The sequence below is a fragment of the Bacillus norwichensis genome (assembly GCF_014836955.1).
Taxonomy (GTDB): domain Bacteria; phylum Bacillota; class Bacilli; order Bacillales; family Bacillaceae_C; genus Siminovitchia; species Siminovitchia norwichensis.
This window is the reverse complement of the sequence record NZ_JACSPV010000010.1, coordinates 22,491-47,171: the sequence shown is the minus strand read 5'-3', so window position 1 is coordinate 47,171 and position 24,681 is coordinate 22,491. Positions and strand designations below refer to the sequence as shown.

Genomic DNA, 24,681 nt, shown 5'->3' with positions numbered 1-24,681 from the left:
TTGCATATGCATAATTTCTTCATTTTTTACGCCCCTTTCATTGTACTCGGAGTGGCCATCGCAGTAGCGTTTTGGGCAGCTCCAAAAGACCGTGCGGTTACTAAGAAATAATCACAAAAACTCCGGATTCCATGATGGATATTGATGGAATCTGGAGTTTTTCATCCCTTAATCAAATCCGTTCAGTTACAGATTCAAATTAGGAATTTCGATACTTTTAGTTGGTCAAATATTAACAGTAAAATTTGACTCCAAAGTATATAGAACTTTATAATATACTTATTACAATAATCATATCTTCCACATAAGGGGAGTAGCTATACAGCAAAGTCGTCAATACAGGAGTTATTCCTCGGCTTTGTTGGCAGCACAGTTGTGTTGTTTGCGAGACCTTGCCAATTTTTGGCAGGGTCTTTTTCCTTTTTTAAAAAGACCTGACCTAGGAATTGGTACGGATGTCTTTTTAAAAAAGGAGATCATAATGAATTTTTATAAAAAATTAGCAGAAAGTGTTCAAATACAATATATCAATGGAAAACCTATGGTTGTTGGACAAGCAGATTCCTTAAAATTAATAGGTGTTGGACGTAGTGCCTTTGTATTTTTAATAAATAATACAACTAAAGCGATGAAAATATTCTTTCCTGGATTGAACAATATTGCATTGGAAGAAGCGTACATTTATCAAATAATCAAAGACATTGACTTTTTTCCTAATATTTATGGATCCGGTTTAAACTATATTGTTATTGATTATGTAGAAGGCTATACGCTTTTTGAGTGCTTAACACTTGGCATTCCGATTTCTGAAAAAGAAATAAATGAAGTCGATTTTGCCCTATACTTAGCTAGAAAAAAAGGGTTAAACCCATCAGATGTTCATTTGCGAAACATCATCATCACGCCCAATGGTTCAATAAAAGTAATTGATGTTGCCCGCTTTCGACAATCACAAAAATGCCCTCAATGGGAAGACATCAAAAGTGCTTTTTCCTACTTTTATCTTAAACCCTATTTCCCAAAAAAATTTCCAGCTTTCCTGTTAAATGGAATTGCCTATCTTTATAAGAAAATTTATAAAAAACGGCTCTTATCCTTTTATTTAAGAAAAGCGCAAGCTCCTTGATCCGATGAGGCGGTTCTTCAGCGACCTCAATGGAAGCGTTGGCTGCCACATCCTGTGGCTTCGGTGGCACTAGTTTGTTCTGTCCGTCAAAGATCAAGCTCCTTTGAATAATTCTATATATCTTCACTCACAATGAAAAAACAAACAGGCGAATTAATCTCGCTTGTTTGTTTTTAAATCGCTAAAATGTTGTATAGATATTCTCGCACTCCTCGCCAGTTGGTTCATAAAAACAGTGCAATTTAAACCTGCCGACCAACGGTTGATCATACCATGTAGCAGGACAATCGCCCTGCGGCCTGAAATACCAAAGGCTAAATTTAGCAGGCCATAGTCGTTCTCCTTGCACTGATCGTCTTGCCAGCCTTCTTTCGCTTTCTCGTGCCCTTTGATAAAAATATCCATGGGTCACGGCTTCAAATGCTTTTGGTTGGTATACCATTTGCGGGATAGTGCGGAGACCGACAAAATCGGAGCAGTTTGCCCTGATTCGATTGACCCCTACGTTGCCAACCAGGAGCATTCCCTGTAACCCTTCGCCTTCTGCTTCTGCTCTCAGCAGCCTTGCCAAGAGGTCAATATCGGCTGTCCTTGCTTTTACAACTGCCATACAGCGCCACCTCCAAGTCTCTACATCTTTATTCTATTATTGGAAATGGTGAATGGTTCACTCATGCGTATGATTAGAGCAGTTCCTCAAATCGTCTCCTTGATTTTTCCGCAATGTCCTCTGGAGCTTTATAAGTAAGTGGCTCCTGATGTAATGCCTGGAAAAAGTTGATATCGCTTGTTTCAAGAGCTCCTATCGTCAATCTTGGAATAAGCCTGACATGAACAGGCTCTCTTTGTTCTGGATCGATTGAAAGAATCATATTGAAACTGGAAAAGCTTTGATCGGTTAAGATGGAGAATATGGCTTGGAGCCCCTTCGCAAAATGGTCCCAGTCCGCCCCATTGATATCCTCGATGGAATAGGCTTTGTTAAAAATTCCTATGTAATCATTATGACTTTTTGGTGCAAAAGCATGCAGCCACGTTATCGTCCCATTATCAGCAATCCATCTTTCTCCAATCGATCTTTCGGTTTCAGAAAGGGCATTAAAATATTTTGTACCTGTCTCCATTTCAAACTGCCTTGCTTTTTCATAAGTATTCATTTGATAATTTGTCCCGGTGTCCGAAATAATGATATGGAGATGAGGGTGTATGATACTGCCGCCTGAAAGCGGCAGGTAATTCCAATTAATTGAGGCAAACTTTGCTTGTGAATCTGTTACTGCTACTCTATGTATGTACCTCTGTGCTGCCTGAAAAGCGTTTTTTATCAATTCAGGCGTAAACTCGTTTAAGCGGACAAAATGAGAACCAGAGAAAACAGCTACTCCATTATGCTTGCTGTATGGAAAAAGATTTGGAAACACAATGGCTTCACCTTTTGTAATCCGCCCTTCTTCAGCAATCTCCTGCGGAAAAACAGGTGTCATATTTAATATGTTCTCTGGACAAAATGGACAATTGACCCTTTTTGTCTTTTCGGCTGCTTCAGAATAGTCTACGGGTGTAATTGCCAATCCCGCATCATAAACGAGCCGGGATGTTTCCCCTGTCAGCGGGTCAAAGCGAACTTCGGTTTCACGCTCAATTTTTCCCTCTTTCGTGTCATAAAAAGTAAATAACTCTGTTTTTTTTCTCAACTTAATTGCCAATGTTTCTACCCCTCCTCTTTTAGTTATCAATATAACATTTCCCTCGAAAAAAGTCTGTATATTCCATTTTCTTATCATGAGTAAAGGCGCAAACCTCTGTACATCGGCAGGCTCAAAACACGACGTCCTGTCGCTTCGCTTGCACTAGTACTTCCTGTACGTCGGCAGGCTCAAAATGCGACGTCCTGTCGCTTCGCTTGCACTAGTACTTCCTGTACGTCGGCAGGTTCAAATCTCGACGTCCTGTCGGTTGCGCCAGTACTTCCTTTACGTCGCAGCCGATGTTGGCTTATCGTATAAGGAAGCGCGAGGCCTGTTTGCGATAGGCGCTGGAATTGGGCGCAGCACAATCATAGAATTTTATAATTTCTATACTAAGAAAAGATCGCACAAAGGAAATCCTCGTGCGATCTTTTTTAATGTTCGTTCTGAACTGGGATATTCACTTTCACCTTACGATCCTGCTCATAAGGAGTTTCCTGATAGACGTAATAATTCAACCAGTTGGAAAATAGAAGATGGCTGTGAGACCTCCATGTATTTAGCGGCTGCTCGTTCACGTCGTTATTCGGGAAATAATTTTCCGGAATTTCGATATCCAACCCTTTTTTCAGATCTCGTTCATATTCGATAGCCAACGTATCTGTATCATATTCCAGGTGGCCTGTAACCATAATATGTTTCTCATCTTCAGATATAATCATAAATGGTCCGGCTTCCCCTTTAGATAGTAGCTTCAGGTCAGGATGATTCGTGATTTTTTCCTGGCTAACGCTTGTATAGCGTGAGTGCGGAGCAAAATAGACTTCATCAAATCCCCGAACAAGTTTAATCGTCTGATCAGCAATCGTATGCTTATAAATACCGGAGCATTTGGATGGCAGCTCAAACTTGCCAATCCCATAATGATGGTATAATGCTGCCTGAGCCCCCCAGCAAATATGTAAAGCCGAGGTAACATGATCTTTGGACCAATTCATGATGTCCTTCAGTTCTTCCCAATAATTGACCTTTTCAAATGGAAGATGTTCAATCGGCGCTCCCGTGATGATCATACCATCAAAATAATAATTTTTGACCGTTGAAAATGTTTTGTAAAATTGTTCCAAGTGCGATTTGCTTACATTTTTGGATTCGTGTGTTTCCATGCGCAAAAATGTTATGTTTACCTGTAAAGGGGTATTTCCAAGGAGCCTAAGCAGTTGTACTTCCGTTTTTTCTTTTTCCGGCATCAAATTTAAAATTAATATATTTAATGGACGGATATCTTGCGTACTTGCTCTTTCCTCATCCATTACAAATATTTTTTCTTTATCAAGAACTTCCCGCGCTGGCATTTGTTTAGGAATATTAATTGGCAATGAAATCCCTCCTGCTTGAAAAATCTAGTAAAATCTATTATAAGCGGGAAGCAACATTTCAGCAATGGATAAAGTTCATTTTTAGATTTTTTCATAAAAAAATAGTTTTGTGAAGCATGCTGACAAATTCAAAACACATGCCAAGAAATCATATCAAACTGTGTACATCGCTTAACAAGCTTCTTCCATCGGGATTAAACTTTTCCCCATGAAATATTAATTTTACTTTTTATTGCCGAAGAGTGACTTCAGATGGAGTACGGCGACCATTTGAGAAATAAGGAGTCATATTCCATTTGGAGTGGTATTTTGTAGCTTTAATGTTTTCTTCCCTATCATAATAAAGGATATTCCTAACTTTATAAATTGCATGATTAAATCTCAACATATATAGGAATTCTCGCCGTACCCATTTATAGGTTAAATCCAACAATAGGACACAATTTAAAAATAAAAAAGTTGTTTACTAAATTAGTTTTCCTTCAGTTGAATAAGATACTTTGCCAAGGTTTCTTATTTCATCATTTTTTCTTTTGAAGCTCATTAAAACTCTGGATGAAAAACTCCTTAAATCTACGCGCAGCGACAGACATATAGCGATCCTTTTGCCATGAGATTTGGTAGGTTCGCTTGCAAATTGGTTTATTGATATGCAGCACATGAAACGATGTCTCTATTTTTTCTATTAATGTTTCCGGTAAAAAGGCAACACCACTCCCTGCACGCAGATAGTGACCCACCGCGGAATGCTCGTCAACTTCACATATAACATTCGGCGTAAAACCGGCTTCCTGGCAAAATTGATTTGTCATATCACGGAATGGATTGTCTCGATTTATACAAATAAAAGAATCTTCAGCCATGTCACTTAAGTTTATGCGGCTTTGGTTCGCTAATCGATGTGTGTGAGGAACAGCTAGCAGGCTTTCCTCGGTCAAAAAGGACCGTCCCTCTATCCCATTCTGATTCATTGGAGGAAAGGTGATACAAGAGTCGATATCCCCATTTCTAAGTTGCTGTACCTTGTCCTTTTCTGAAGCTTGTGTGATTTGAAGTTTAACATCTGGGTTCATAGAGATAAACGAACTTATTATTACAGCAACGGGGCGATCATTAGCTTGACGAAAGGTAGGCAGGTCAGATATCCCGGCACTTTTCATATCGGCTTCATACTGGATAATGAAAAGAAAGTGAACGAGATCTATCAACGCCTAAAGGAAAATGGGTTTGATGTGAATCCACCACAGAGGTTACATGCTTGGACATTCTATGTGAAAGCCCCGGGCGGGTTTAAAGTTGAAGTTCTTTGTAGATCGAAAAGAGTAGAAGAGAACATGGGAAGTTAATAGACTCCTTAAAAAGTTGATAAGACATCAAACCGATTCCCCACTAATTTTAGGGAATCGGTTTTCTTAGTATTGTATTGTTATTATCGGGTACAGCAAGAATTCTTTTCTTTTGGAGCCACAAATTTAAATAGTGACATAGAATATGTCTTCGACGTCACTTTGTCATTAGAATTGACTCATAAATTTGAAAAAGAGAGTCGTTAACGGTGAAAAAAAGTGACGTAGAGCTCGATGGGTTTGAAAACTAACTTATCAAACAGGGATAAAACGATTAAGGATTATATAAGACATATTAGTAATTTTAATAATTGGATTAATCCGAAGCGCGGTACCATCTTCGTCGATACTTGGAGTTTCGTCAAGGTCTACTTCTTCCATATGTTTTACGTCTCGGAGGCCTCAGCGATATAAAAAAAGAAACTATCCATAAAAATCAATTTTCACTGACTTTTTGGATAGCTCCATATTTAATGCTCGGCTCCCAGCCCGGTGTTTGACTTGACATCCATTTCGTTATATTTGGTAGTATTGTCCTCTGGCTTTGTAATGAGAGAAACAATGATTGATGTAAGGAATCCTAAAGGAATACTGATGATACCTGGATTAGCAAGCGGGAAGATTGCATTATCTCCCATGACACTTGGTCCGATAATGACAAGAGTAACCGCACTCAGCATCCCGGCAAGCATACCAGCAATGGCTCCAGCAGTGTTAAAGCGCTTCCAATAGAGTGAGAAGATAATGACTGGAAGGTTCGCGCTGGCTCCTACAGCAAAGGCCAATACAACTAAGTAGGCGACATTCATTCCCTTGGCTAAAATACCAAGGATTATTGACAATGCACCAATCACTAAAGCTGTATTCCTCGCAACCATGAACTGCTTCTTACTGTCCACTTTTCCACGCTTGATGACATTCGTATAAATATCATGTGCAAACGCCCCTGACCCAGTGATTACAAGCCCGGCAACAACAGCAACAATGGTAGCAAAGGAGACCGCTGATATAATCGACATAAAAATTTCTCCACCGATTGTTCCCGCTCCACCCCCAATATATTGGGCCAACAACGGTGCAGCCATATTCCCGCCTTTGTCCGCCGCTCGAATATCATCGGAACCAACAAGGACTGAGGCAGCGAAGCCGACCAAAGCAATCATGATATAAAATACACCAATTAAAACCATTGCCCAAATAACTGATTTTCTAGCTTCCTGTGCTGATGGCACGGTATAGAAACGAATCAAAATGTGCGGCAGACCAGCAGTTCCCAAAATCAATGCCATTCCAAGGGACAACAGGTCAATTGGATTTTTATACAATACTCCCGGAGACAGAAACTCATTGCCGTTTTTGGCCACTACTTCTCCAAATAAACCAGAGATACTGAACTTAAAGATAAATGCGACCAATAAAACAAGAATGAGAGTGGCAAACATTAGCAGCACGGCTTTGATAATCTGCACCCAGCTTGTTGCGAGCATTCCACCGAGCATGACATAGATAATCATTAATGCTCCGATGATGATAACAGCCAATTCATACGGAATGCCGACAAGCAAATTAATGATGGCTCCTGCGCCCACCATTTGCGCTACCATATAAAATGTTGTGACAACTAAAGTAACAGTGGCTGTCATCATTCGAATCGGTCTTTCCTTCAATCGGGAAACAAGTACATCTGCCACTGTGAACTTACCAGAGTTTCTCAGCGGTTCTGCAACAATATAAAGAACGATCACATACCCAACCATCCAGCCGACGGCGTACATAAACCCATCGTAGCCATTTAATGCCACCAACCCAGCAATCCCCAGAAAAGAGGCGGCACTCAAATAGTCTCCAGATATCGCCAACCCATTTTGCCATCCCGTCAAGGATCGGCCAGCAGTGTAAAAATCAGCTGTACTTTTATTTCTTTTAGCAGCCCATAGCGTGATATAGATTGTTGCTCCGACTATGGCTATAAATAAAAATATCCCAAATAGATGAGCCCCCATATCTATGCTCCCTTCTTCTGTCCGTATTTATCTAATGTAGCCTTTGCCTTTTGGTCGAATCCTTTCGCCTTAGCAAAGTAGACAAATGCCAGAGCCCAGGCAACAAAATAAAGGGATACACCATACAAGTATCCGAAGGTTATATTTCCGGTAACAAATTTCCCCATAAGTGGTTTGGCGTAAGCGGCCATCAGTGGAAACGACAGATAAAGGCAGAAAAACAAAATGACCACAGGCCAAATAAAGCGTAGCTTGCTTCTTTTTAGTTCTAAAAACTCTTCCGAATTAGCAATTTGCTCGTAGTTTTCCATTTTCGCACCCCCTAGTTTGGAATAAAATCAGTTGCAAAAAAACCGATTTTGTTTACTATAAAACAAAGGTGTGACAAAAAGGGAATAAATACGTGAATTGTCTGATTTTTTACTCGAATTGCAACATTTCATATGTAAACGGTTTCAATCACTGTTCTAATAGCTTAAACAGTTTCTTTTGTGCACTGCGGCTAACTGGTATCTGCGTTTTGTTTTCGCCTTTTAGAATAAGATTATAGGCTCCATTAAACCAAGGGGTTATTTCTTGAATATAATCCAAGTTAACCAAATAGCTCCGATGTGTCCGGAAAAAAGGAAACCCCTTTAGCTTTTCTTCCAATTCCTGCAAGGTCATTTTCCCTTGAACAAATTCATTTTCTGTATGTATTTCTACAAACCTGTCTACACGAGTTGCATAATAGATAGACTCAGGTGATAATACCACAACTTTTTCTCCGTCATCAATCAATAGTTTTGAGGTTGCAGGTATGGAAGCTGAAGAGTCCCTCTCTTTTCTTGATATTAGCGAGTCAGGCTGAAGAGCATTGGACATTCGTCTCCTAACTCTGTCCAATGCCTTTTTTAAACGCGACTCATCATATGGCTTCAACAGATAGTCCACCGCCTCCACTTCAAATGCTTCAAGAGCATAGTCGTCATAAGCAGTGATGAAGACAAAAAGCGGAAGTGCCTTATTCTCTTTGGACAGCTTTTTAGCAACATCCACACCTGACAGCATGGGCATATGTATATCTAAAAATATCACATCCGGCGCATATTTTTCATACAGATCAAGCAATTGCTCACCTGACTCGGCGCTGGGACAGAGCAGCAGGTCTTCTTCCTGCTGCAGCATATAAATCAGCTCTTCCCTGACAAGACGCTCGTCCTCAGCAACCATTACTCGAATGGTCATGTGGCTTTCCTCCTTAAATGATTATTTGGAATTTCAAAATAAATTTCACTGCCTCCCGAAGGCAGATTACGAATATGCAGCCGGGATTGCTCCCCTAACATTCCTATTAACCGCTGATTTACATTATATAATCCCGTGCCTCCTCCCCTTTTGCTTTCAATAGGAGAGTGTCCTGCCAGTGCGAGGCTTTTTTCAGAAAACCCGCTGCCATTATCGCGGATAACAATTTGCACCTTTCCCCCTATTTGTCTTATGTCAATTTCAATTTTTCCACCTTCCATTACGTCCTCCAACCCATGGTTTACACTGTTTTCCACTAATGGCTGAAGTGTCGAAGGAGGAATCAGAGCATCTTTGCATTCCTCAATCGGAGAAAAGCATATGGTGATACGTCCGAAAAAGCGCGCTTGGATAATTTCGATATATGACTGCAAATGTTCACACTCTTTTTCTAGTTCTACGAGAGAAGTCGAAGCCAAACGCAGATTGAATCTCATAAAGCTTCCCAATTGCACTGTAATGTGCCGGGCTTTTTCTGGATCACTCCGAAATAAAGTCGCAATAAGATGAAGCGTATTAAATAAGAAGTGTGGGTTAATCTGCGCTTCCAGATTCCTTAATTCCGCATCGCGGATCAGCGCCTGTAATTTCTCCGATTGGACAACGGCGAGCTGATTAGTTAAAAGCTTTCCCAATCCTTGGGCTAGAACGATTTCGACCGTGCGGATATGCTGTGATTTTCGAAAATATAGTTTGATAAGCTTGCTTGTTTTATTTGATTCCAAAATAGGAACAATGATTGCTGCCTGCAATGGACATTTTTCATGTTGACAGCAGATTTCATCCTGGGAATAGGCCACTTTCAAAATGCCTGTTTGAATGACCTCATATGATAGCCTTGTCTGCAAAGGGTCACCAGGTTTATGATGATCTGCACCAAGCCCCACATAAGCCAATACCTGCTCTCGGTTGGAAACAGATACAGCTGCAACCTTCAATCGTTTAAACAACAGTTCCGCTATTCCCTGTGCCATTTCAAATGGGGATTCCTTTTTCAAGTGGGGCAAAGCATCCTCAGCTATCATCAAGGCCCTCCTTGATTCCAAGGCTGCTTCTCGTTCCTGCTCATTAATGGCTGCAGCTATCATAGCCGTAAATATCGCAATGGCCACGCTGTTTGAAAAGACAAGAGGTAAGCTGATTTGATCGACTGCCGCCTTTATAAAATCATCATGGGGATTGAAGATCAGCAAGATCCCCATTTGTAGAATAGGGGGGAATATTCCAATAAATAGTGCCTTTAATGGAGATATCACCCTGTCATTTGAAAAAAAACGTGCAGTCATACCAACGAGTAATCCTGTTAGGATATTTACAATGCAACCTGCAGTATTTCCTAACCCTCCGAGATAAAGAAGATGGATGCCTGCAATGAGACCTGCCCCCATACCAACTATCGGTCCTCCTAACAAACCCGCTATGACAATTGCCACAAGGCTGGAGCTGACTACTAACTGGTTTACATGGACGGGGAAAAATATAAATGGGGATACAATCTTCCCGTTCTCTATGACAATGCCTGAAATGGTTCCTGCAATTCCAAACAGACCATAAATGACGGCATGCAAAATAACGGTTCTCGTATCCATTTCTCGATCCAGCAGACTCCTAAAGCTCGAAATTCTTGTCATTAAAAAGGCCATAATCAATAGAAGTCCAAGCCGCTGCACTAAAATATACGTCATGAACTCCACCAACCGCGTCCTTTAGTATCCATTCCTGTTTGAGCCTTAACAAGTGTACGAAGGAAAGCCTTTTCATCGGTAGGCCTGCGGGAGAACAGAGTCCCAAGGATTGCTCCAATAAATCCGATTGGAATAGCTATAATGCCGGGATTGTAAAGTGGAATCAGCGCATCTCGGCTAATCCAGCCATTATCAATATTCATAATATGGGGACCGAACAACACTAGTATGACAGAAGACAAAAATCCACTGAGCATTCCTGTCATAACGCCCCTTTCATTAAAACGTTTCCAATACAATGTTAAAAGAATTACGGGAAGATTTGTCGAAGCAGCAATGACAAATGTTAAGGAGACAAGAAAAGTAACATTGATATTTTCCAATCCCAATGAGAATACTGTTGCGATTAGCCCAATCCCGACAGCCATCCATTTCGCAACACGAAGCTGCTCTTTATCAGTTGCTTTTCCCTTTTTATAAATATGGTGATATACATCATGCGAAAGTGAAATGGTAGCAGATATAACCAATCCTGTAACAACAGCAACGATTGTTGTAAAAGCAAGTGCTGAAATGAAGGCAAGTAGGAAATCACCGCCTAGTTCCTTAGCCAGCAACGGAGCCGCCAGATTTCCAGTTGGGTCTTCAACTGCTAACTGCTCCATTCCCACAATAGCAATCGTTCCAAGGCCCAACACAAGAGTCATGACATAAAATACTCCAATGATCCAAGTAGCAGTAATGACAGAGCGCCGCACTTCCAACGTATTTTTAACGGTATAAAACCTGATTAATATATGAGGCAAGCCTGCTGTCCCCAATAGCAAGGCTAATTTCAGCGAAAACATTTCCATAAAATCATCAAACAAGTTTCCCGGGTAGAAAAATTGTTTTCCAAGAGGAGTACCCTGCTTTACATAATCAATGAGTTCAACAACCTTCCAATCAAAGTGTGCTAGCACCATTAGTGATACGAGGAAAGTACCAGACATGAGCAATACGGTCTTTACGATTTGAACCCACGATGTTGCAACCATTCCTCCAAGTACAACGTATACAGTCATTAAACTTCCTATGACCAAAACTGATATAGAATAGTCGATACCTAAGAGCAACCTTATCAATAGTCCTGAAGCAACTAATTGGGGAATCATATAAAAAATGGAAATAAAGAAAGTACCGCATGCCATCATTAGTCTGATTGTATTCCTTGGAAAGCGTGCACAGATGACATCCGCCAAGGAGTATTTTCCTAGATTCTTAACGGGCTCAGCTATCAAAAACAAAACAATCAAATAAGAAACCAAAAAGCCGATAGAATATAAAAAACCGTCATATCCGTGAAGAGAGATAGCCCCTGTTATCCCGAGGAAAGATGCAGCGCTAATATAATCACCAGCAATCGCCAACCCATTTTGAAATCCGGTCAGAAGTCCAGAAGCAGCATAGAATTGTGAAGTCGTCCGGTCTCGCTTTGCAGCCCAATGTGTGATGATCAGAGTACAGACAATGATACAAAGAAAAAAGAAAAAATATGTATAATTCATGAGTCTTTCCCCTGTTTCAGATCTTCAATTAATTCATCATGTTTTTTCGACTTGGACCAATAAACCCATCCCAGTATCCATGTCACGAGCAACTGAAAAAAGGCAAAGAGCCACCACCATGGGATGAATAAGGAATTTCTTTCTTTTGTTATCCATTCTGGAAAAAACCATATGAAAAAAGGCAGGGAAAAATAAAACAGGATAAAAAAAATCGTCATTGGTATAATGAGTCTTTTTTTACGATCCAAGAGCTGTTGAAAAATGACAGCCTCCTTCATTTGTAAAACATCCACCTTCCCAAACTCTTTTCTATATTTATCTCATTCTACCAAAGTTTCATATAATAATGAATTGCAAATTTTTTCAAGATAGTATAAGTGACGTAACTCTCCAGTTTACACATCCTCATTCTGCAGATAAGGGAGCGGCGGGCTCAAGCACGCGACTCCTGTCGCCTTCCTTGCACCTATAATCCTGTACTTCGATCCAACTCTGCAGCTGGTTAAAAAGTTTTTTTGCAATTTTGAAATTGTATTATTTTCTTTAAGAACAAAGCCCCCCGGCAATCTTGCAGGGAGCTTCATTGGTTCTGTTTGAATTAATGGGATGTTTGCTTCGTTTTCCTTCTTTCATTATTACTCAAATCGGTAGGAGCCAGTTCTTTTGATATTTCCATCAATGGATTATTAGCTGCACCTCCGGCGTTCTGAAGCATGTCCTTGGTGTTATTCAGCACTTTTTTAACAGGCTCCATATATTTTCCATTCCGATATTTGCTCAAGCCGTACGCCGCAGCACTGATTCCGGCAGCAGCAAGCATAGTTGACCAAAATTTCCTCATTATACAGCCTCCTGTTCATCCCATTTATATTTGTTCAAAGTTCTTCTTTGAACTGTTCTTATTGTGAGTCCCGATTTTACTTCTTATTCAGGAAAATGAACAAAAGCTGATTAACACCAAGAAGAAAGTTCCAGCTTATGTTGAAGTGGAATAATCAATCTTTTCAGGGTCAATCCTTTTCAGTGGTTCCTCAGCCGGACCTTCCATCACTTCACCTTCATGAGAAAACCTTGAGCCATGACAAGGGCAGTCCCAAGTTTTATCACCGCTGTTCCAATTGACCTCACATCCCATATGGGTGCAGGTCGTATCTACTACAAACAGTTCCCCACTGTTATCCTTATACGCCCCGGCTCTCTTCCCTTTGATGGTAATCACTGCACCTTCATTATGCTGAATGTCTTTAATTTCTTTATCAGGACGGTCAAGTTTTCCTCCTATTAAATGAGCTGCGACATTCATATTTTCTTTCACAAATGTTTTAATGCTCGGATCCAATGGAAATCTGGAAGGAGCATAAAGGCGTTCATACGGATTGTCCCTGCCCAAAATCAAATCACTAATCAACATACCGGACAACGTACCGTGAGTCATGCCCCATTTTCTAAATCCGGTTGCGACAAAGACATTGTCGGGACCCTCTGACATTCGTCCAATATAGGGTACTTTATCGGGTGTCACCAGATCTTGAGCGGACCATCTGTATAAAACGCTTTGTGCCCCGAATGTTTTGATGGCCTCTTCTTCTAATGCTTTATAATGTTCTATTTCAGGAATACCTTGACCGGTTTTATGGCTTTCTCCAGTTACAAGCAGCATATCTTCTCCGTTGATTTGGACACTTCTAAATGAACGGGTAGGTTTGTTTAAAGAAATATACATGCCATCTGGAAGGTTTTTCTCAGGCTTAACTGCGACCACATACGATCGTTTTGGATATAGGCGAGAAAAATAGCCTTTACCATCATGAAATGGAAAATGGGATGCTGAAACAACATACTTTGCCCGTACTTTTAAGCCATCTCTTAAATGAACGACGGCAGAATCCCCATACTCAATATGGCTTGCTGTTGTTCCTTCAAAAATTTCAACGCCTAGTTCGCTTATTTCCTTTACCAAATGCATCAAGTATTTTAGCGGGTGAAACTGGGCCTGGTTTTTCATCTCTACTGCACCAATCGCTGAGATGGGCAAGGCTATATGATCAATAAACCCTCCATTAATCCCAATCTCTTTATAGGCTTTCGCCTCATCTTCAAGGCTCTGTCTGTCATTTTCAGAGGTAGAGTATATAAACGCACTCTTCTTTTGATAATCACAATCGATACCATGTTTTTCGATGAGATTCTCTATAAAATGGGCCGCATCCTCGTTTGCAGCATAATAAAGTTTGGCACTATCCACCCCAAAATGTCCGATCAATTCATCGTATATAAGGCCGTGCTGAGCTGTTACCTTTGCTGTCGTATGTCCAGTTGTACCATTTAATAAGCGTGTTGATTCCAAGAGCGTTACTTTTAAACCTTCCTTCGCAAGCAAAAATGCAGTTGTAATGCCGGCAATTCCTCCTCCGACAATGGCAACCTCTGTTTCGATGTCACTTTTAAGCGCTGGAAAAACTGGAAGCTTTGCTGAGTCAACCCAATATGATTTTGGATTGTTAGTGTTGGGATGTTCACTAGTCATGGATATTTCCTCCTTATTAACCCTTTCATATCTTTCAGTTTTCCCAATTTGACGGAAAAATGTGCGGAAATTAGCATTAATCATCAGCTAGCTAACAGTGTAGAGTGTGCTCAATTGTGGAATATCTCTGCCATAAGAGGAATTCCCGAGCCTGTGTTCACCATCTACTACAGTGGTTTCGATAAGCTCAACATACTTTTTGGCATCCTAAATTCGTATACACGACGTACCATTAGTTTTTTAACAAAGTCAAATGTGCCTCGGCGTATTTGCTCGATAAATTCCTTTTGAAAATCTGTGGCATCTGCCGGAGGTTTTAATTTTATTGAGCCGGGGTTTGAAAAACCCCGGCTCAATGTAATACCAATATGCATTTATCTCACCACTTACAAGAGTACAACATTTCTGCTGAATGAAATTAAAAAGGCCGTTCCGGCGGGGTCCGCGGAACGGCTGCGTTAAATTATTACGAGATAACTGGCAAAACTCTAGTTTCTTGTGCCATTTCCGATTTGCAAATCGGGCAGATTGTTTTATTATCTGTAGAAAAGGCATCCCTCATCCAACAAGAACATTGTTCATTCGTACATGACCAAACAATTGTTTCCTCTTCAGGAACAGGCTCCTGAGGCCCTCTTCTATAAGCCATGAATTAAGATCCCCTTTCTTGTTATCCTTTCTATTATACCCCATTTATGGAATAAAAAAAATGAACGGTGAAAGTGATTCTTCGGGGAGTCTCGACAAATGATAATATTATCTTTTCGTCATCGCCATTTTTGTATTAAAAAAAGCAAAATATCTTTAGAAGTAAATTTTGCTGAGTAAGTTCTTCAGTCACCACAGCAAAGCTGCTTATTTCAGTTACATTGTCAAAGGCTTCCTTGAAGCTATGTCTCAGGAGCACACTCTTTCTGAATAAACTCCGCCTTCTGGCCCGCTTCAAGTTGCCATATCCTGTCAATTCACTTGCACTAGTACTTCCTGTACGTCGGCAGGCTTAGGGCGCGACGTCCTGTCGCTTCGCTTGCACTAGTACTTCCTGTACGTCGCAGTTAGACATAAAAAGTTTAGTCGAACACAATATTTCATCTAATTTTAGATTTTTTGCCCTTTAAAAAAGTCAAAGCGAAACCTGAGTAGTTTCACCTTGACTTGAATCAGACTCTAATTAATCATTATCAGTGTCGGTTTCTTTTTCGATGATTTTTCCGCTATTTGAATCAATCTTCATTTCGACATCATTTAGCCCAACTACTAATTCAATTTCGTAATAACCATCATCGTCCAATTCCGCTTCTTTTACTTTTCCTGGTGTGTCTTTGGTAGCTGCTGAAATTGCATCATCAAGAGAAATTGTTACCTCTTGGTTTTTGCTTGAGCGATTATCGTCATCATGACCATCTTTTCTGTCAACCTTAATGATTCTTCCAGATCCAGCATTGATTTCCAAATCGATTTTCTGATTGTCTTCTCGCATTAATTCAATATCATACACGAAATGCCCGTCTTCTTTCTCAAGCTCTATACTTTTCAGTTTGCCCCCGACTTCTTCAATCGCAATTTCTTCAGCTTTCTCTGTTGAAATCAAATCAGCAGGTTTTCCTTTACTACCAACATCCTGAGTATTGGAGGCTGCTCCAGCTCCAATTGCACCGCCTAATACGAGTAACCCTGTGATACTTCCAACCAATAGTTTTCTTTTCATCATTGTTTTGTTCCTCCTTAATTGATATTAAGTTCATGTTAACCTCTGAAAATGAGGACATCCTTATAAGAAAATGAGAAAACGATGAGAAAAAAGATATACTATTGATTAATCATCCCAGGTAATAGACAGGACTTCACCCGTAATCGCATTGATTTGAACTATAGCTTCCTTTTCTTTATCTCGTTCCACTTCCACAAGATAGAAGTTCAATCCATCTGATACCTCTATATCTACATCATCGACGACTCCATTTATTTGTTTCAAAGCTATTTTTCTCGCTTCCTGCTCTGTAATCCCGTGTGCAGGATCTTCCTGAATGTCGACTTTCTTGTTACTAGACTCTACAATTTTACCGGATAAAGGATTGATCTTTAATTGTGTTTCAACAGAATCCTTTCTGACAACAGCAAAATAAAAATGCTCATTGTCTTCTAACTTCTTTTCCAATTGCTCAATTTCACCTGGATAGCTTTGCTGAATCAGCCGTTTAATTTCAGTTTCTGTCAATTGCTGTTCCTTTTTTTTATGTTCCTTTTTCTCTACCTTGAGTATTTCTCCACTTTTTTCATCGACAGTCACATCATAATGTCTGTTTTCCGATTGTAGCGTAACATAGAAGGCTGCATTGGCTTTTTTTACTGTTTCAATTTCGCCTCCATACATTTCCTTCACCAGTTTCCTTGCATCAGTCTCTGTCAAAGGGCTTGCTGAAACCATTAACAGTGATAATTGCCATCCTATCGTAATGATAACTCCTGCTGCTAAAATAATAAGCACAACCCGTTTTTTGGAAATTCTAATCATTGTCTTCGCCCCGTAAGTTTTTATACTATTATACAGATTCATTATGAGAATTCGATGAGAGACCAGTTTCAATTTTTAATTGTGCTGTCGTCCCGGAGCCTTCTTTGCTGATTAGATTAATCTCAGCATTAATGACATCCGCCAGTTCTTTAGCAAGCGACAGACCCAAACCAAAGCCCCCGGACTTTCTCGAGCGTGACTCTTCCACCCGATAAAACCGGTCAAATACTTTCTCCAGTTCTTCTTTAGGAATCCCTATGCCTTGATCAATAATTTCGATAAGTGCTTTTTGATTCATCATCCTAATATTCACTTGAATCGGCGCATCGCTGTATTTTTGTGCATTGTCCATCAGAATGTAAAATATTTGCTTCAATTTCTGTGAGTCTGTTTTTATTGTAATATCTTCCATTGTTTTCAGCTGTATTTCTCGTTTAAAGGCAGCTCTAAAAGATCTGATTGACTCTTCGATGAAGCTGTTTAACTGAATTTCCTTCTGTTCAACCTTCCATTGTTCATCATGTTTTGCCAGTAATAGAAACTGTTCTATCAAGTCCTTCATCCTGTGTGATTCCATTTGAATCGCTTCTACAGATTCATCGAATAATTCTGGAGCTTCTTTTCCCCTTCTCTTTAAAAGGTTCGCATATGCTTCAATGACAGTAAGAGGTGTTTTTAATTCGTGAGATGCATTAGATATAAATTGCTCTTGTTTCTCATGATTGAGCTCAAGTTGGCCAATCATGTTATTAAAAGTCTCTCCCAGTTGATATAACTCGTCCTTGGACTGCTTTCGCAGTTCGATCCGTTTATAATGCCCGCTTTCTTGAACTTCTTTCATTGTCTTTATTAGCGATTTAATAGGGGAAACAATAAAATTACTTAACAAACGTGCCGAAAAAAATACTGGTATGGACGCAAGGATCGTAATTGCACTCAAAACAAATTTTAAAATGGTCAAATTATTAGCAGTTGACTCCAGGCTTTGAGTTAATTGAAGCTCTGCAACCTCTCCGTCATTCCAAATAATCGGTATTGAAACGAAAGCATAAGGAGTATTGGTATATTCAACGATTTTCTTTTGCTCTTTATTTGTAAAAGTCACTGGTGCCTCTCTCAGCATTTCTTGTCCAGTAGAAGTAACAGCCGGGCCCGGGGTTCCATCTGCATTCACAATCTGAAGCATGCTATTGACTGGCATATGAGCTCTGAGTAAATCTTTAATAGGAATGCTTGCCTTTGCCTGACTGATTCCAGGCACTGTTTGCTTTACTTCCCCCGTCACCCTCTTTAACTCACTATCAAACATCATTCGACTGAAGGTAAAATAAATAGACGTATTAATAATCAGGAGGAGAACAATGAACATGACAGCCGAGTATAGATTAATTTTTGTTTGAAGTTTCATTGGCTTTCCTTTAAAACATAGCCGACTCCACGCACAGTATGGATTAGCTGTCTATCGTATTTTTTGTCCATCTTATTTCTTAAATAGCGTATATACACATCTACGATATTTGTATCGCCATAATACTCATATCCCCAAACCCCACTAAGAATCTGTTCCCTGTTTAAGACTTGGTGAGCGTGTTCCATCAAATAGGCGAGCAAATCAAATTCTCTTTGAGTGAGTTCAATATCGTCCTTTTCTCTCTTTACTTCTCGAGATAAAATATTTAACCTTAAATCTCCTATTTGTATCCAGCCTTCGTCTACAATATCAGGAGTCTGACCCCGGCTTAATCTTAAAGCTGCACGAACCCTTGCCAAAAGCTCTTCCATTTGAAATGGCTTTGTAATATAGTCATTGGCACCCAGATCCAGTCCAGAAACCTTATCTTCAACAGAGCCCTTTGCGGTCAATAATATAATCGGCGTATGGTTGTCCTCAGACCTTATTCTCCTTAATACCTCAATACCACTCATTTCTGGTAGCATAATATCCAATAGGACAAGATCCCATGTTTGATCACGGAATTTCTTCAGACCATCCGCCCCAGTAAAGGCTTTCTCAGTATGATACCCTTCAAAAGACAGCTCAAGCTCAAGCACCCTTGCAATTTTTTCTTCATCTTCGACAATTAATATAGCTTGCTTCCTCATTTAGCGACCCTCATTTATGAACAATATAATACATCTATTATATGCGGCAAAAGCCAAATTACAAAAGGAGTAGAAGCTATTTCCCCACCAGTGGTGAAAAATGTTATAATAAACAGGAATTTCTTTTGGAGGTTATGATAAATTTGATTACTGTAAATAATGTTGGTCTACGTTTTGGAGACCGGAAACTGTTTGAAAATATAAACATCAAATTCACACCTGGTAACTGTTACGGGTTAATTGGTGCGAACGGCGCAGGGAAATCTACGTTTCTTAAGATTCTTTCTGGTGAAATCGAAGCACAAACCGGCAATGTATCCATTTCTCCCGATGATCGGCTTGCCGTTTTGAAACAAGATCACTTTCAATATGAAGAAGTTGAAGTCCTGCAAGTTATCATTATGGGACATACTCGCCTGTATGAGATCATGCAGGAGAAAGACGCTATCTATATGAAAGCAGACTTTACCGAAGAGGATGGCATGCGTGCAGCGGAGCTGGAAGGTGAATTTGCCGAATTGAATGGCTGGGAAGCAGAATCAGAAGCTGCGATTCTCTTAAAAGGTCTTGGTATTAACGAAGATCTTCATAACAAGAAGATGGCTGAACTGTCCGGGAGCGAAAAAGTCAAAGTTCTCCTTGCGCAAGCTCTCTTTGGAAAGCCGGATATTTTACTGCTTGACGAGCCGACAAACCATCTCGATATTAAAGCTATTCAATGGCTGGAAGAGTTCTTGATCAATTTCGAGAATACTGTCATCGTTGTATCCCATGACAGACACTTCCTGAACAAGGTTTGTACTCATATTGCGGACCTGGATTTCAGCAATATCCAAATATATGTCGGAAACTATGACTTTTGGTATGAATCGAGCCAATTGGCACAAAAAATGGCTCAGGATGCCAATAAAAAGAAGGAAGAGAAAATCAAAGAGCTGCAAACATTTATTGCTCGTTTCAGCGCGAATGCTTCTAAGTCCAAACAAGCGACGTCGAGGAAAAAGCTTCTGGATAAGATTACCCTTGATGATATAAAACCATCTTCTAGACGCTATCCTTATGTGGCGTTTACACCGGAAAGAGAAATCGGAAACGATCTACTTACTGTGAGTAATCTTACAAAAACTGTTGACGGTGTAAAAGTTCTTGACAATATCAGCTTTACCTTGAACAAGGATGATAAGGTGGCACTTATTGGAAAAAGTGAAATTGCCAAAACGACATTGCTGCAAATTCTTTCCGGAGAAATGGAGCCTGACAGCGGCAGTTATAAATGGGGAGTAACGACCTCCCAGTCTTATTTTCCAAAAGATAACTCAGAGTTTTTTGAAGGCGTCGAGTTAAGCCTTATTGACTGGCTGAGACAATATTCGCCGCAGGATGAAACTGAAAGTTTCTTGCGTGGTTTTCTTGGAAGAATGCTCTTCTCTGGAGAAGAAGCAATGAAAAAAGCCTCCGTACTATCTGGAGGGGAAAAAGTACGCTGTATGCTGTCAAAAATGATGCTGAGCGGTGCCAATGTACTTTTATTGGATGAGCCGACAAACCATCTGGATCTTGAATCCATTACTGCGTTAAATAACGGTTTGATTAACTTTAAAGGATCCTTGGTATTCACTTCGCATGACCATCAGTTCATCGAAACACTTGCCAATCGGATTATCGAGCTGACACCTTCGGGGGTTGTTGATAAGTATATGACTTACAATGAATATTTGGAAAGCGAACAACTGCAAAAGCAAGTTGAACAAATGTATGCTTAAAAATCAAAGGGGCGTCCAAATCGCGGATGGCCCCTTTTTAATTTACAAGCAGATATTCTGATTTTTTTATAATGTCCGCCAGCTTTTTCGAGTGTTCTTTGTACATCTGCTTAGCCGATTCATTTTCTGTAGCCAATGCAAAGCTTTCAAGATCAGCCTGACATTTTTTTAAAGCACTTAACAGCATAGGTTTTTCCTGCGGATTTGGAACCTTGATCTTATCATCATATAAATCGACCGTTAATTGTCCATAAGAGTCCACTTGTCCAATATATACGTTATCAAGGACGATCCCTAGTCTTTGTAGCTCTACATCAAGCCATTCTCTTGTTAATCCGCAGGCTGCAAGCCCTGAATCCATAATTTTCCCTTCTAATATGACAGTTTCGGGAACTTTTACAGGTGCAGTCTCTAAATTTAAATCATGAGGTGTTACCGGCTGTTTTTCTTTTTTAAGCAATACATTTAAATCTCCATTTGCTTCAAGCACTGCAAACTCTACATCCGAAACTTGAAAAGCGTTCTTTTTTCTTAAAAGATGAAGTAACTCATCCACAGTGTACTTCTGCTTTGTTAGATTTTCCTCTTGAATTTTTCCATTTTTTATTACAACTGTTTCGCGGCCTTCAATAAAGTCCCTAGCTTTCTTACTCTTGATGGCAAGTAAACCTGCAAAGAATGGGATAGCTGTCCATACAAGCATGCTATATAAACCATGAAAAAAATTTGTTTCCAGCCCTGTTGAAATTTCAGCTGCAATACTGCCAATTGTGATACCGGCTATATACTCAAAGAAGGATAATTGCGATAGCTGCTTCTTTCCCAGCCATTTTGTGAGTAAAAATAATACAAGCACTAAAAGCACTGACCGTATAATTATGTTGAGCCACTGGGGAATATCCAAGTTATAGCCTCCCTTTTAAGAGTTCTTATATTGCAATTCTTCCGCCATCATCCATTCAACCCGTTTTTGCAAATCAGAGATAATGGGCTCCGTGTCCATCATACACTCGTGGAATATCTTCTTTGCTTCCTGTCCCGTACTTGTCATAGCTAATTTACTAAAAGATGCTTGTATTCCTTTCATCGTTGCAAGTGTTGTTTTTACATCAGAAATGACAGTCAAATCATGCCCCTCCTTTATTCTCAAAAAGGAACAGAAGCAGTTTCGTTCTGTTCCTTTTCAGAGTGGTTATTGATTATATTGCGGTTCTTCCTGAATAATTTCCTGAACTCGTGGTTCAAGCGCATCAATAATGGCCTGCGTTTGCTGTGCAGTAGCCTTATATAATTGCTTAGCTTGTTCGTTGTCTGTCTGAAGTGCAAAACCTTCCAAGCTTGCCTGAGCACTTTTTAATCCTGTCAGAGTCTGCTTCACGTTATTAATAACAGTCATTTGCAATCCCTCCATCATTCATTGTTCTGAAGAACGTTTCTATTTTATGAGAAATTCGCTTATTTATTAGATGAAAAAAATAACAAAAACCCGCATTTCGCGGGTTTAATCAAGTCTAACATATCGATACAAATGAGTGACAATGACTTTTAACAGCGCGTATACTGGAACAGCAAAAATCAAACCAAGCAGTCCACCAAATTTCCCGGCCACCAATAGGACAAAAATAATAGTTAATGGATGGATATTCAGCTTTTTCCCCATAACAAGCGGTGAGGTGATATTGCTGTCAATTTGCTGTACAATCACAACCACTATGACAACGAGAAGCGCATGAAAAGGAGAATCAAGTAGCCCAACAATCACCGCAGGAAATGTTCCAATCCATGGCCCGATAAAAGGAATTACGTTTGTAATCATAGCAACAAAACCAAGAACAAGGGCATAATCCAGACCGATAATCAAATAACCAATATAAGCGGTCAATCCCACACAGAAACTGACGATAAGTTGGCCCTGGATATATGCGCTTAAAGCTTCGTCCATGTCCTTTAAAATATTTATTCCTTCATTTTGATGTTTTTTAGGCAGGATTTTCAATAAAAAAGTCGGCGCCTGCCTTCCATCCTTAAGGATGAAAAATAGAACAAACGGAACCAGTACAAGTATCATTAGAATATTGGCAACAAATCCGACAGTGCTCGCAATTTTTAAACCAGCATCCTGAAGCATGGTTTGTGCATTATTTTGCAAATAAGTCGTAATTTTTTCCACAGATAAATATTCGTTCTCTTGGAATCGTTGGAACCAGTCTTGATCCATCGTGGCAAGAACCCACTCCTGTATATACTTGGAATACGCAGGCAGGTTTTTCATAAAAAGATTATACTGTCTTTGCAGTTCCGGGCCTATTATAAAAACCGCCGCTGTCATTATACCTGCAATCCCAACAAAAACAATCACAATTGCCAAGGTTCGAGGTATTTTTTTTTCCAGTAAGTTAACAATCGGCCGCAGCAGGTAGTAAAGAATACCACTAATGACAATAGGCGGCAACAGCGTTTGGATAATGATCACTAACGGGGTAAAGATAAAGCTCACCTTTGTGCCCAGAAAAATGATCAAAAAAGCCATAATAATGCCTGTTCCAATCCTGAACCATTTTTCTTTAACCATAAACTCCCTCGTTTCTCTCTATATAGCGATATATACATTATTGCACATTCCTACGGTAAAACACTAATGAAAAACCCGCCATCTTATATAGATGAACGGGTTCCTCAGTTAGATATTCAATGCCTTTTCGTCTTCAAGTTTTTTAATGCGCTCATTAATCTCATCTTCGCTTAAATTGTGTTCCTTCACATAAAGATTGCGAGGATGTACGCGGCACTCATCAGAACAACTGCGCATATATTTATGCTCGTTTTCCTCAGAGCTTAGGAATTGCCTGTTGCACTCTGGATTTGCACAGTTCACGTATCTTTCACAAGGTTCACCATCAAAATAGTCCTTCCCAACAATGACATGCTCCTTGCGGTTAACTGGAACAGAAATCCTTCCGTCAAATACATAACATTGTCCATCCCAAAGCTCACCTTGTACTTCAGGGTCTTTACCGTAAGTGACGATGCCACCATGAAGCTGACCGACATTTTCGAAGCCTTCCCTTACCAGCCAGCCCGAGAACTTCTCACAACGGATGCCGCCCGTACAGTACGTAAGGACTCTCTTTCCTTCAAAGTTGTTTTTATTTTCCCTAATCCAATCAGGCAGCTCTCTAAATGTTTTGATGTCAGGGCGGATAGCACCTTTGAAGTGTCCGAGATCGAATTCATAATCATTGCGCGCATCCAGGACAACTGTATCCTCTTCCTGCATTGCTTCAAAAAATTCCTTCGGACTCAAATATGTTCCTGTCAATTGTCGAGGATCGATGTCATCTTCCAATCGAAGGGTGACTAATTCCTTCCGTGGACGGACGTGCATCTTTTTAAATGCGTGTCCATCCGCTTCGTCTATTTTAAAAACCATATCCGTAAAGCGCGGATCAGCTTTCATCATTTCAATATATTTGTCTGTCTGCTCGACAGTACCCGAAACGGTTCCGTTAATCCCTTCATTTGCTACGAGAATTCTTCCTTTAAGTTCGTTCTCTTTGCAGAATTTCAAGTGCTGCTTCGCAAACTCCTCCGGATCCTCAATTGTTACATAATGATAATACAATAATACTCTGTACTCTTTACTTGTTGTCATTTTTAACTACCACCTAAGATTTTATATTTGCAAGATACAAAAGTAGGTTGCGATAAAGAT

Annotated in this window: 26 protein-coding genes and 1 pseudogene; 4 read left to right on the top strand and 23 right to left on the bottom strand. The window is 39.9% G+C overall.

Annotated elements, in window-relative coordinates:
- Positions 1 to 6: 6 nt before the first annotated feature.
- Positions 7 to 111, top strand: coding sequence for a cytochrome bd oxidase small subunit CydS (cydS, locus tag H9631_RS22835; RefSeq protein WP_404801723.1), 105 nt, complete (start codon positions 7 to 9; stop codon positions 109 to 111).
- 247 nt (positions 112 to 358) lie between these two features.
- Complete coding sequence (locus H9631_RS08015) at positions 359 to 1,126, top strand: protein kinase family protein (protein ID WP_318246784.1); 768 nt, start codon at positions 359 to 361, stop codon at positions 1,124 to 1,126.
- Between the two features lie 181 nt (positions 1,127 to 1,307).
- Here the strand turns inward: H9631_RS08015 and H9631_RS08010 are convergent, their stop codons facing one another.
- From H9631_RS08010 to H9631_RS07995, 4 genes are all read right to left on the bottom strand, one after another.
- A complete protein-coding gene (locus H9631_RS08010) occupies positions 1,308 to 1,736 on the bottom strand; it encodes a cell wall hydrolase (protein WP_191811609.1) in 429 nt (142 codons plus the stop codon).
- Between the two features lie 73 nt (positions 1,737 to 1,809).
- A complete protein-coding gene (locus H9631_RS08005) occupies positions 1,810 to 2,832 on the bottom strand; it encodes a hypothetical protein (protein WP_191811607.1) in 1,023 nt (340 codons plus the stop codon).
- Positions 2,833 to 3,248: 416 nt separating this feature from the next.
- On the bottom strand, positions 3,249 to 4,193 hold the full coding sequence (gene metA, locus H9631_RS08000; protein ID WP_191811605.1) for a homoserine O-acetyltransferase MetA: 945 nt from the start codon (positions 4,191 to 4,193) through the stop codon (positions 3,249 to 3,251).
- 521 nt (positions 4,194 to 4,714) lie between these two features.
- A complete protein-coding gene (locus tag H9631_RS07995; RefSeq protein WP_191811604.1) occupies positions 4,715 to 5,353 on the bottom strand; it encodes a LysR substrate-binding domain-containing protein in 639 nt (212 codons plus the stop codon).
- On the opposite strand from H9631_RS07995, the pseudogene H9631_RS07990 reads away from it, so the two are divergent.
- Positions 5,294 to 5,539 (top strand): annotated as a pseudogene (locus tag H9631_RS07990) (VOC family protein); the annotation flags it as partial. The gene H9631_RS07995 and the pseudogene H9631_RS07990 sit on opposite strands and share 60 nt — an antisense overlap.
- Before the next feature lie 470 nt (positions 5,540 to 6,009).
- Here the strand turns inward: H9631_RS07990 and H9631_RS07985 are convergent.
- From H9631_RS07985 to H9631_RS07920, 14 genes are all read right to left on the bottom strand, one after another.
- Positions 6,010 to 7,542: a solute symporter family protein gene (locus H9631_RS07985; RefSeq protein WP_191811600.1), complete on the bottom strand. Its 1,533-nt coding sequence runs from the start codon at positions 7,540 to 7,542 to the stop codon at positions 6,010 to 6,012.
- 2 nt (positions 7,543 to 7,544) lie between these two features.
- The gene (locus tag H9631_RS07980; RefSeq protein WP_191811598.1) at positions 7,545 to 7,853 is read right to left on the bottom strand and encodes a DUF485 domain-containing protein; all 309 of its coding nucleotides are present in this window, start codon (positions 7,851 to 7,853) and stop codon (positions 7,545 to 7,547) included.
- Positions 7,854 to 8,001: 148 nt separating this feature from the next.
- Positions 8,002 to 8,769 carry a LytR/AlgR family response regulator transcription factor gene (locus tag H9631_RS07975; RefSeq protein WP_191811596.1) on the bottom strand — a complete coding sequence of 256 codons (768 nt, stop codon included), beginning with the start codon at positions 8,767 to 8,769 and terminating at the stop codon, positions 8,002 to 8,004.
- The gene (locus tag H9631_RS07970; protein ID WP_225220935.1) at positions 8,766 to 10,514 is read right to left on the bottom strand and encodes a LytS/YhcK type 5TM receptor domain-containing protein; all 1,749 of its coding nucleotides are present in this window, start codon (positions 10,512 to 10,514) and stop codon (positions 8,766 to 8,768) included. Before H9631_RS07970 ends, H9631_RS07975 begins: the two co-directional genes overlap by 4 nt.
- Positions 10,511 to 12,061, bottom strand: a complete 1,551-nt coding sequence (locus tag H9631_RS07965; protein ID WP_191811592.1) for a solute symporter family protein — start codon at positions 12,059 to 12,061, stop codon at positions 10,511 to 10,513. Before H9631_RS07965 ends, H9631_RS07970 begins: the two co-directional genes overlap by 4 nt.
- Positions 12,058 to 12,354: a DUF485 domain-containing protein gene (locus tag H9631_RS07960; RefSeq protein ID WP_191811590.1), complete on the bottom strand. Its 297-nt coding sequence runs from the start codon at positions 12,352 to 12,354 to the stop codon at positions 12,058 to 12,060. Before H9631_RS07960 ends, H9631_RS07965 begins: the two co-directional genes overlap by 4 nt.
- A gap of 305 nt (positions 12,355 to 12,659) precedes the next feature.
- Positions 12,660 to 12,902, bottom strand: a complete 243-nt coding sequence (locus H9631_RS07955) for a hypothetical protein (RefSeq protein ID WP_191811589.1) — start codon at positions 12,900 to 12,902, stop codon at positions 12,660 to 12,662.
- Positions 12,903 to 13,037: 135 nt separating this feature from the next.
- Complete coding sequence (locus H9631_RS07950; RefSeq protein ID WP_191811587.1) at positions 13,038 to 14,588, bottom strand: FAD-dependent oxidoreductase; 1,551 nt, start codon at positions 14,586 to 14,588, stop codon at positions 13,038 to 13,040.
- A gap of 167 nt (positions 14,589 to 14,755) precedes the next feature.
- Positions 14,756 to 14,962 carry a hypothetical protein gene (locus H9631_RS07945; protein WP_191811585.1) on the bottom strand — a complete coding sequence of 69 codons (207 nt, stop codon included), beginning with the start codon at positions 14,960 to 14,962 and terminating at the stop codon, positions 14,756 to 14,758.
- 92 nt (positions 14,963 to 15,054) lie between these two features.
- Positions 15,055 to 15,237 (bottom strand): cold-shock protein, encoded by a 183-nt coding sequence (locus H9631_RS07940; RefSeq protein ID WP_160705807.1) that lies wholly within the window; start codon positions 15,235 to 15,237, stop codon positions 15,055 to 15,057.
- 522 nt (positions 15,238 to 15,759) lie between these two features.
- Positions 15,760 to 16,299, bottom strand: coding sequence for a PepSY domain-containing protein (locus tag H9631_RS07935; protein WP_191811583.1), 540 nt, complete (start codon positions 16,297 to 16,299; stop codon positions 15,760 to 15,762).
- A gap of 105 nt (positions 16,300 to 16,404) precedes the next feature.
- On the bottom strand, positions 16,405 to 17,103 hold the full coding sequence (locus H9631_RS07930; protein WP_191811581.1) for a PepSY domain-containing protein: 699 nt from the start codon (positions 17,101 to 17,103) through the stop codon (positions 16,405 to 16,407).
- A 28-nt stretch (positions 17,104 to 17,131) separates the two neighbouring features.
- Positions 17,132 to 18,511: a sensor histidine kinase gene (locus H9631_RS07925; RefSeq protein WP_191811579.1), complete on the bottom strand. Its 1,380-nt coding sequence runs from the start codon at positions 18,509 to 18,511 to the stop codon at positions 17,132 to 17,134.
- Positions 18,508 to 19,206, bottom strand: a complete 699-nt coding sequence (locus H9631_RS07920; RefSeq protein WP_191811577.1) for a response regulator transcription factor — start codon at positions 19,204 to 19,206, stop codon at positions 18,508 to 18,510. The genes H9631_RS07925 and H9631_RS07920 overlap by 4 nt, the downstream gene beginning before the upstream one ends.
- Positions 19,207 to 19,349: 143 nt before the next feature.
- Here H9631_RS07920 and H9631_RS07915 point away from each other — a divergent pair, with 143 nt between their 5' ends.
- Positions 19,350 to 20,969, top strand: a complete 1,620-nt coding sequence (locus H9631_RS07915) for an ABC-F family ATP-binding cassette domain-containing protein (RefSeq protein WP_191811575.1) — start codon at positions 19,350 to 19,352, stop codon at positions 20,967 to 20,969.
- A 37-nt stretch (positions 20,970 to 21,006) separates the two neighbouring features.
- On the opposite strand, the gene H9631_RS07910 is transcribed toward H9631_RS07915, so the two are convergent.
- The 5 genes from H9631_RS07910 to trhO all read right to left on the bottom strand — a co-directional run bounded on the left by H9631_RS07910 (position 21,007) and on the right by trhO (position 24,621).
- Positions 21,007 to 21,867 carry a DUF421 domain-containing protein gene (locus tag H9631_RS07910; protein WP_191811752.1) on the bottom strand — a complete coding sequence of 287 codons (861 nt, stop codon included), beginning with the start codon at positions 21,865 to 21,867 and terminating at the stop codon, positions 21,007 to 21,009.
- A 21-nt stretch (positions 21,868 to 21,888) separates the two neighbouring features.
- Positions 21,889 to 22,095 carry a DUF1657 domain-containing protein gene (locus H9631_RS07905; RefSeq protein WP_191811573.1) on the bottom strand — a complete coding sequence of 69 codons (207 nt, stop codon included), beginning with the start codon at positions 22,093 to 22,095 and terminating at the stop codon, positions 21,889 to 21,891.
- A 66-nt stretch (positions 22,096 to 22,161) separates the two neighbouring features.
- The gene (locus tag H9631_RS07900) at positions 22,162 to 22,365 is read right to left on the bottom strand and encodes a DUF1657 domain-containing protein (RefSeq protein ID WP_191811571.1); all 204 of its coding nucleotides are present in this window, start codon (positions 22,363 to 22,365) and stop codon (positions 22,162 to 22,164) included.
- A gap of 105 nt (positions 22,366 to 22,470) precedes the next feature.
- On the bottom strand, positions 22,471 to 23,541 hold the full coding sequence (locus H9631_RS07895) for an AI-2E family transporter (RefSeq protein WP_191811570.1): 1,071 nt from the start codon (positions 23,539 to 23,541) through the stop codon (positions 22,471 to 22,473).
- Between the two features lie 108 nt (positions 23,542 to 23,649).
- Positions 23,650 to 24,621, bottom strand: coding sequence for an oxygen-dependent tRNA uridine(34) hydroxylase TrhO (trhO, locus tag H9631_RS07890; RefSeq protein ID WP_191811568.1), 972 nt, complete (start codon positions 24,619 to 24,621; stop codon positions 23,650 to 23,652).
- Positions 24,622 to 24,681: the final 60 nt, after the last annotated feature.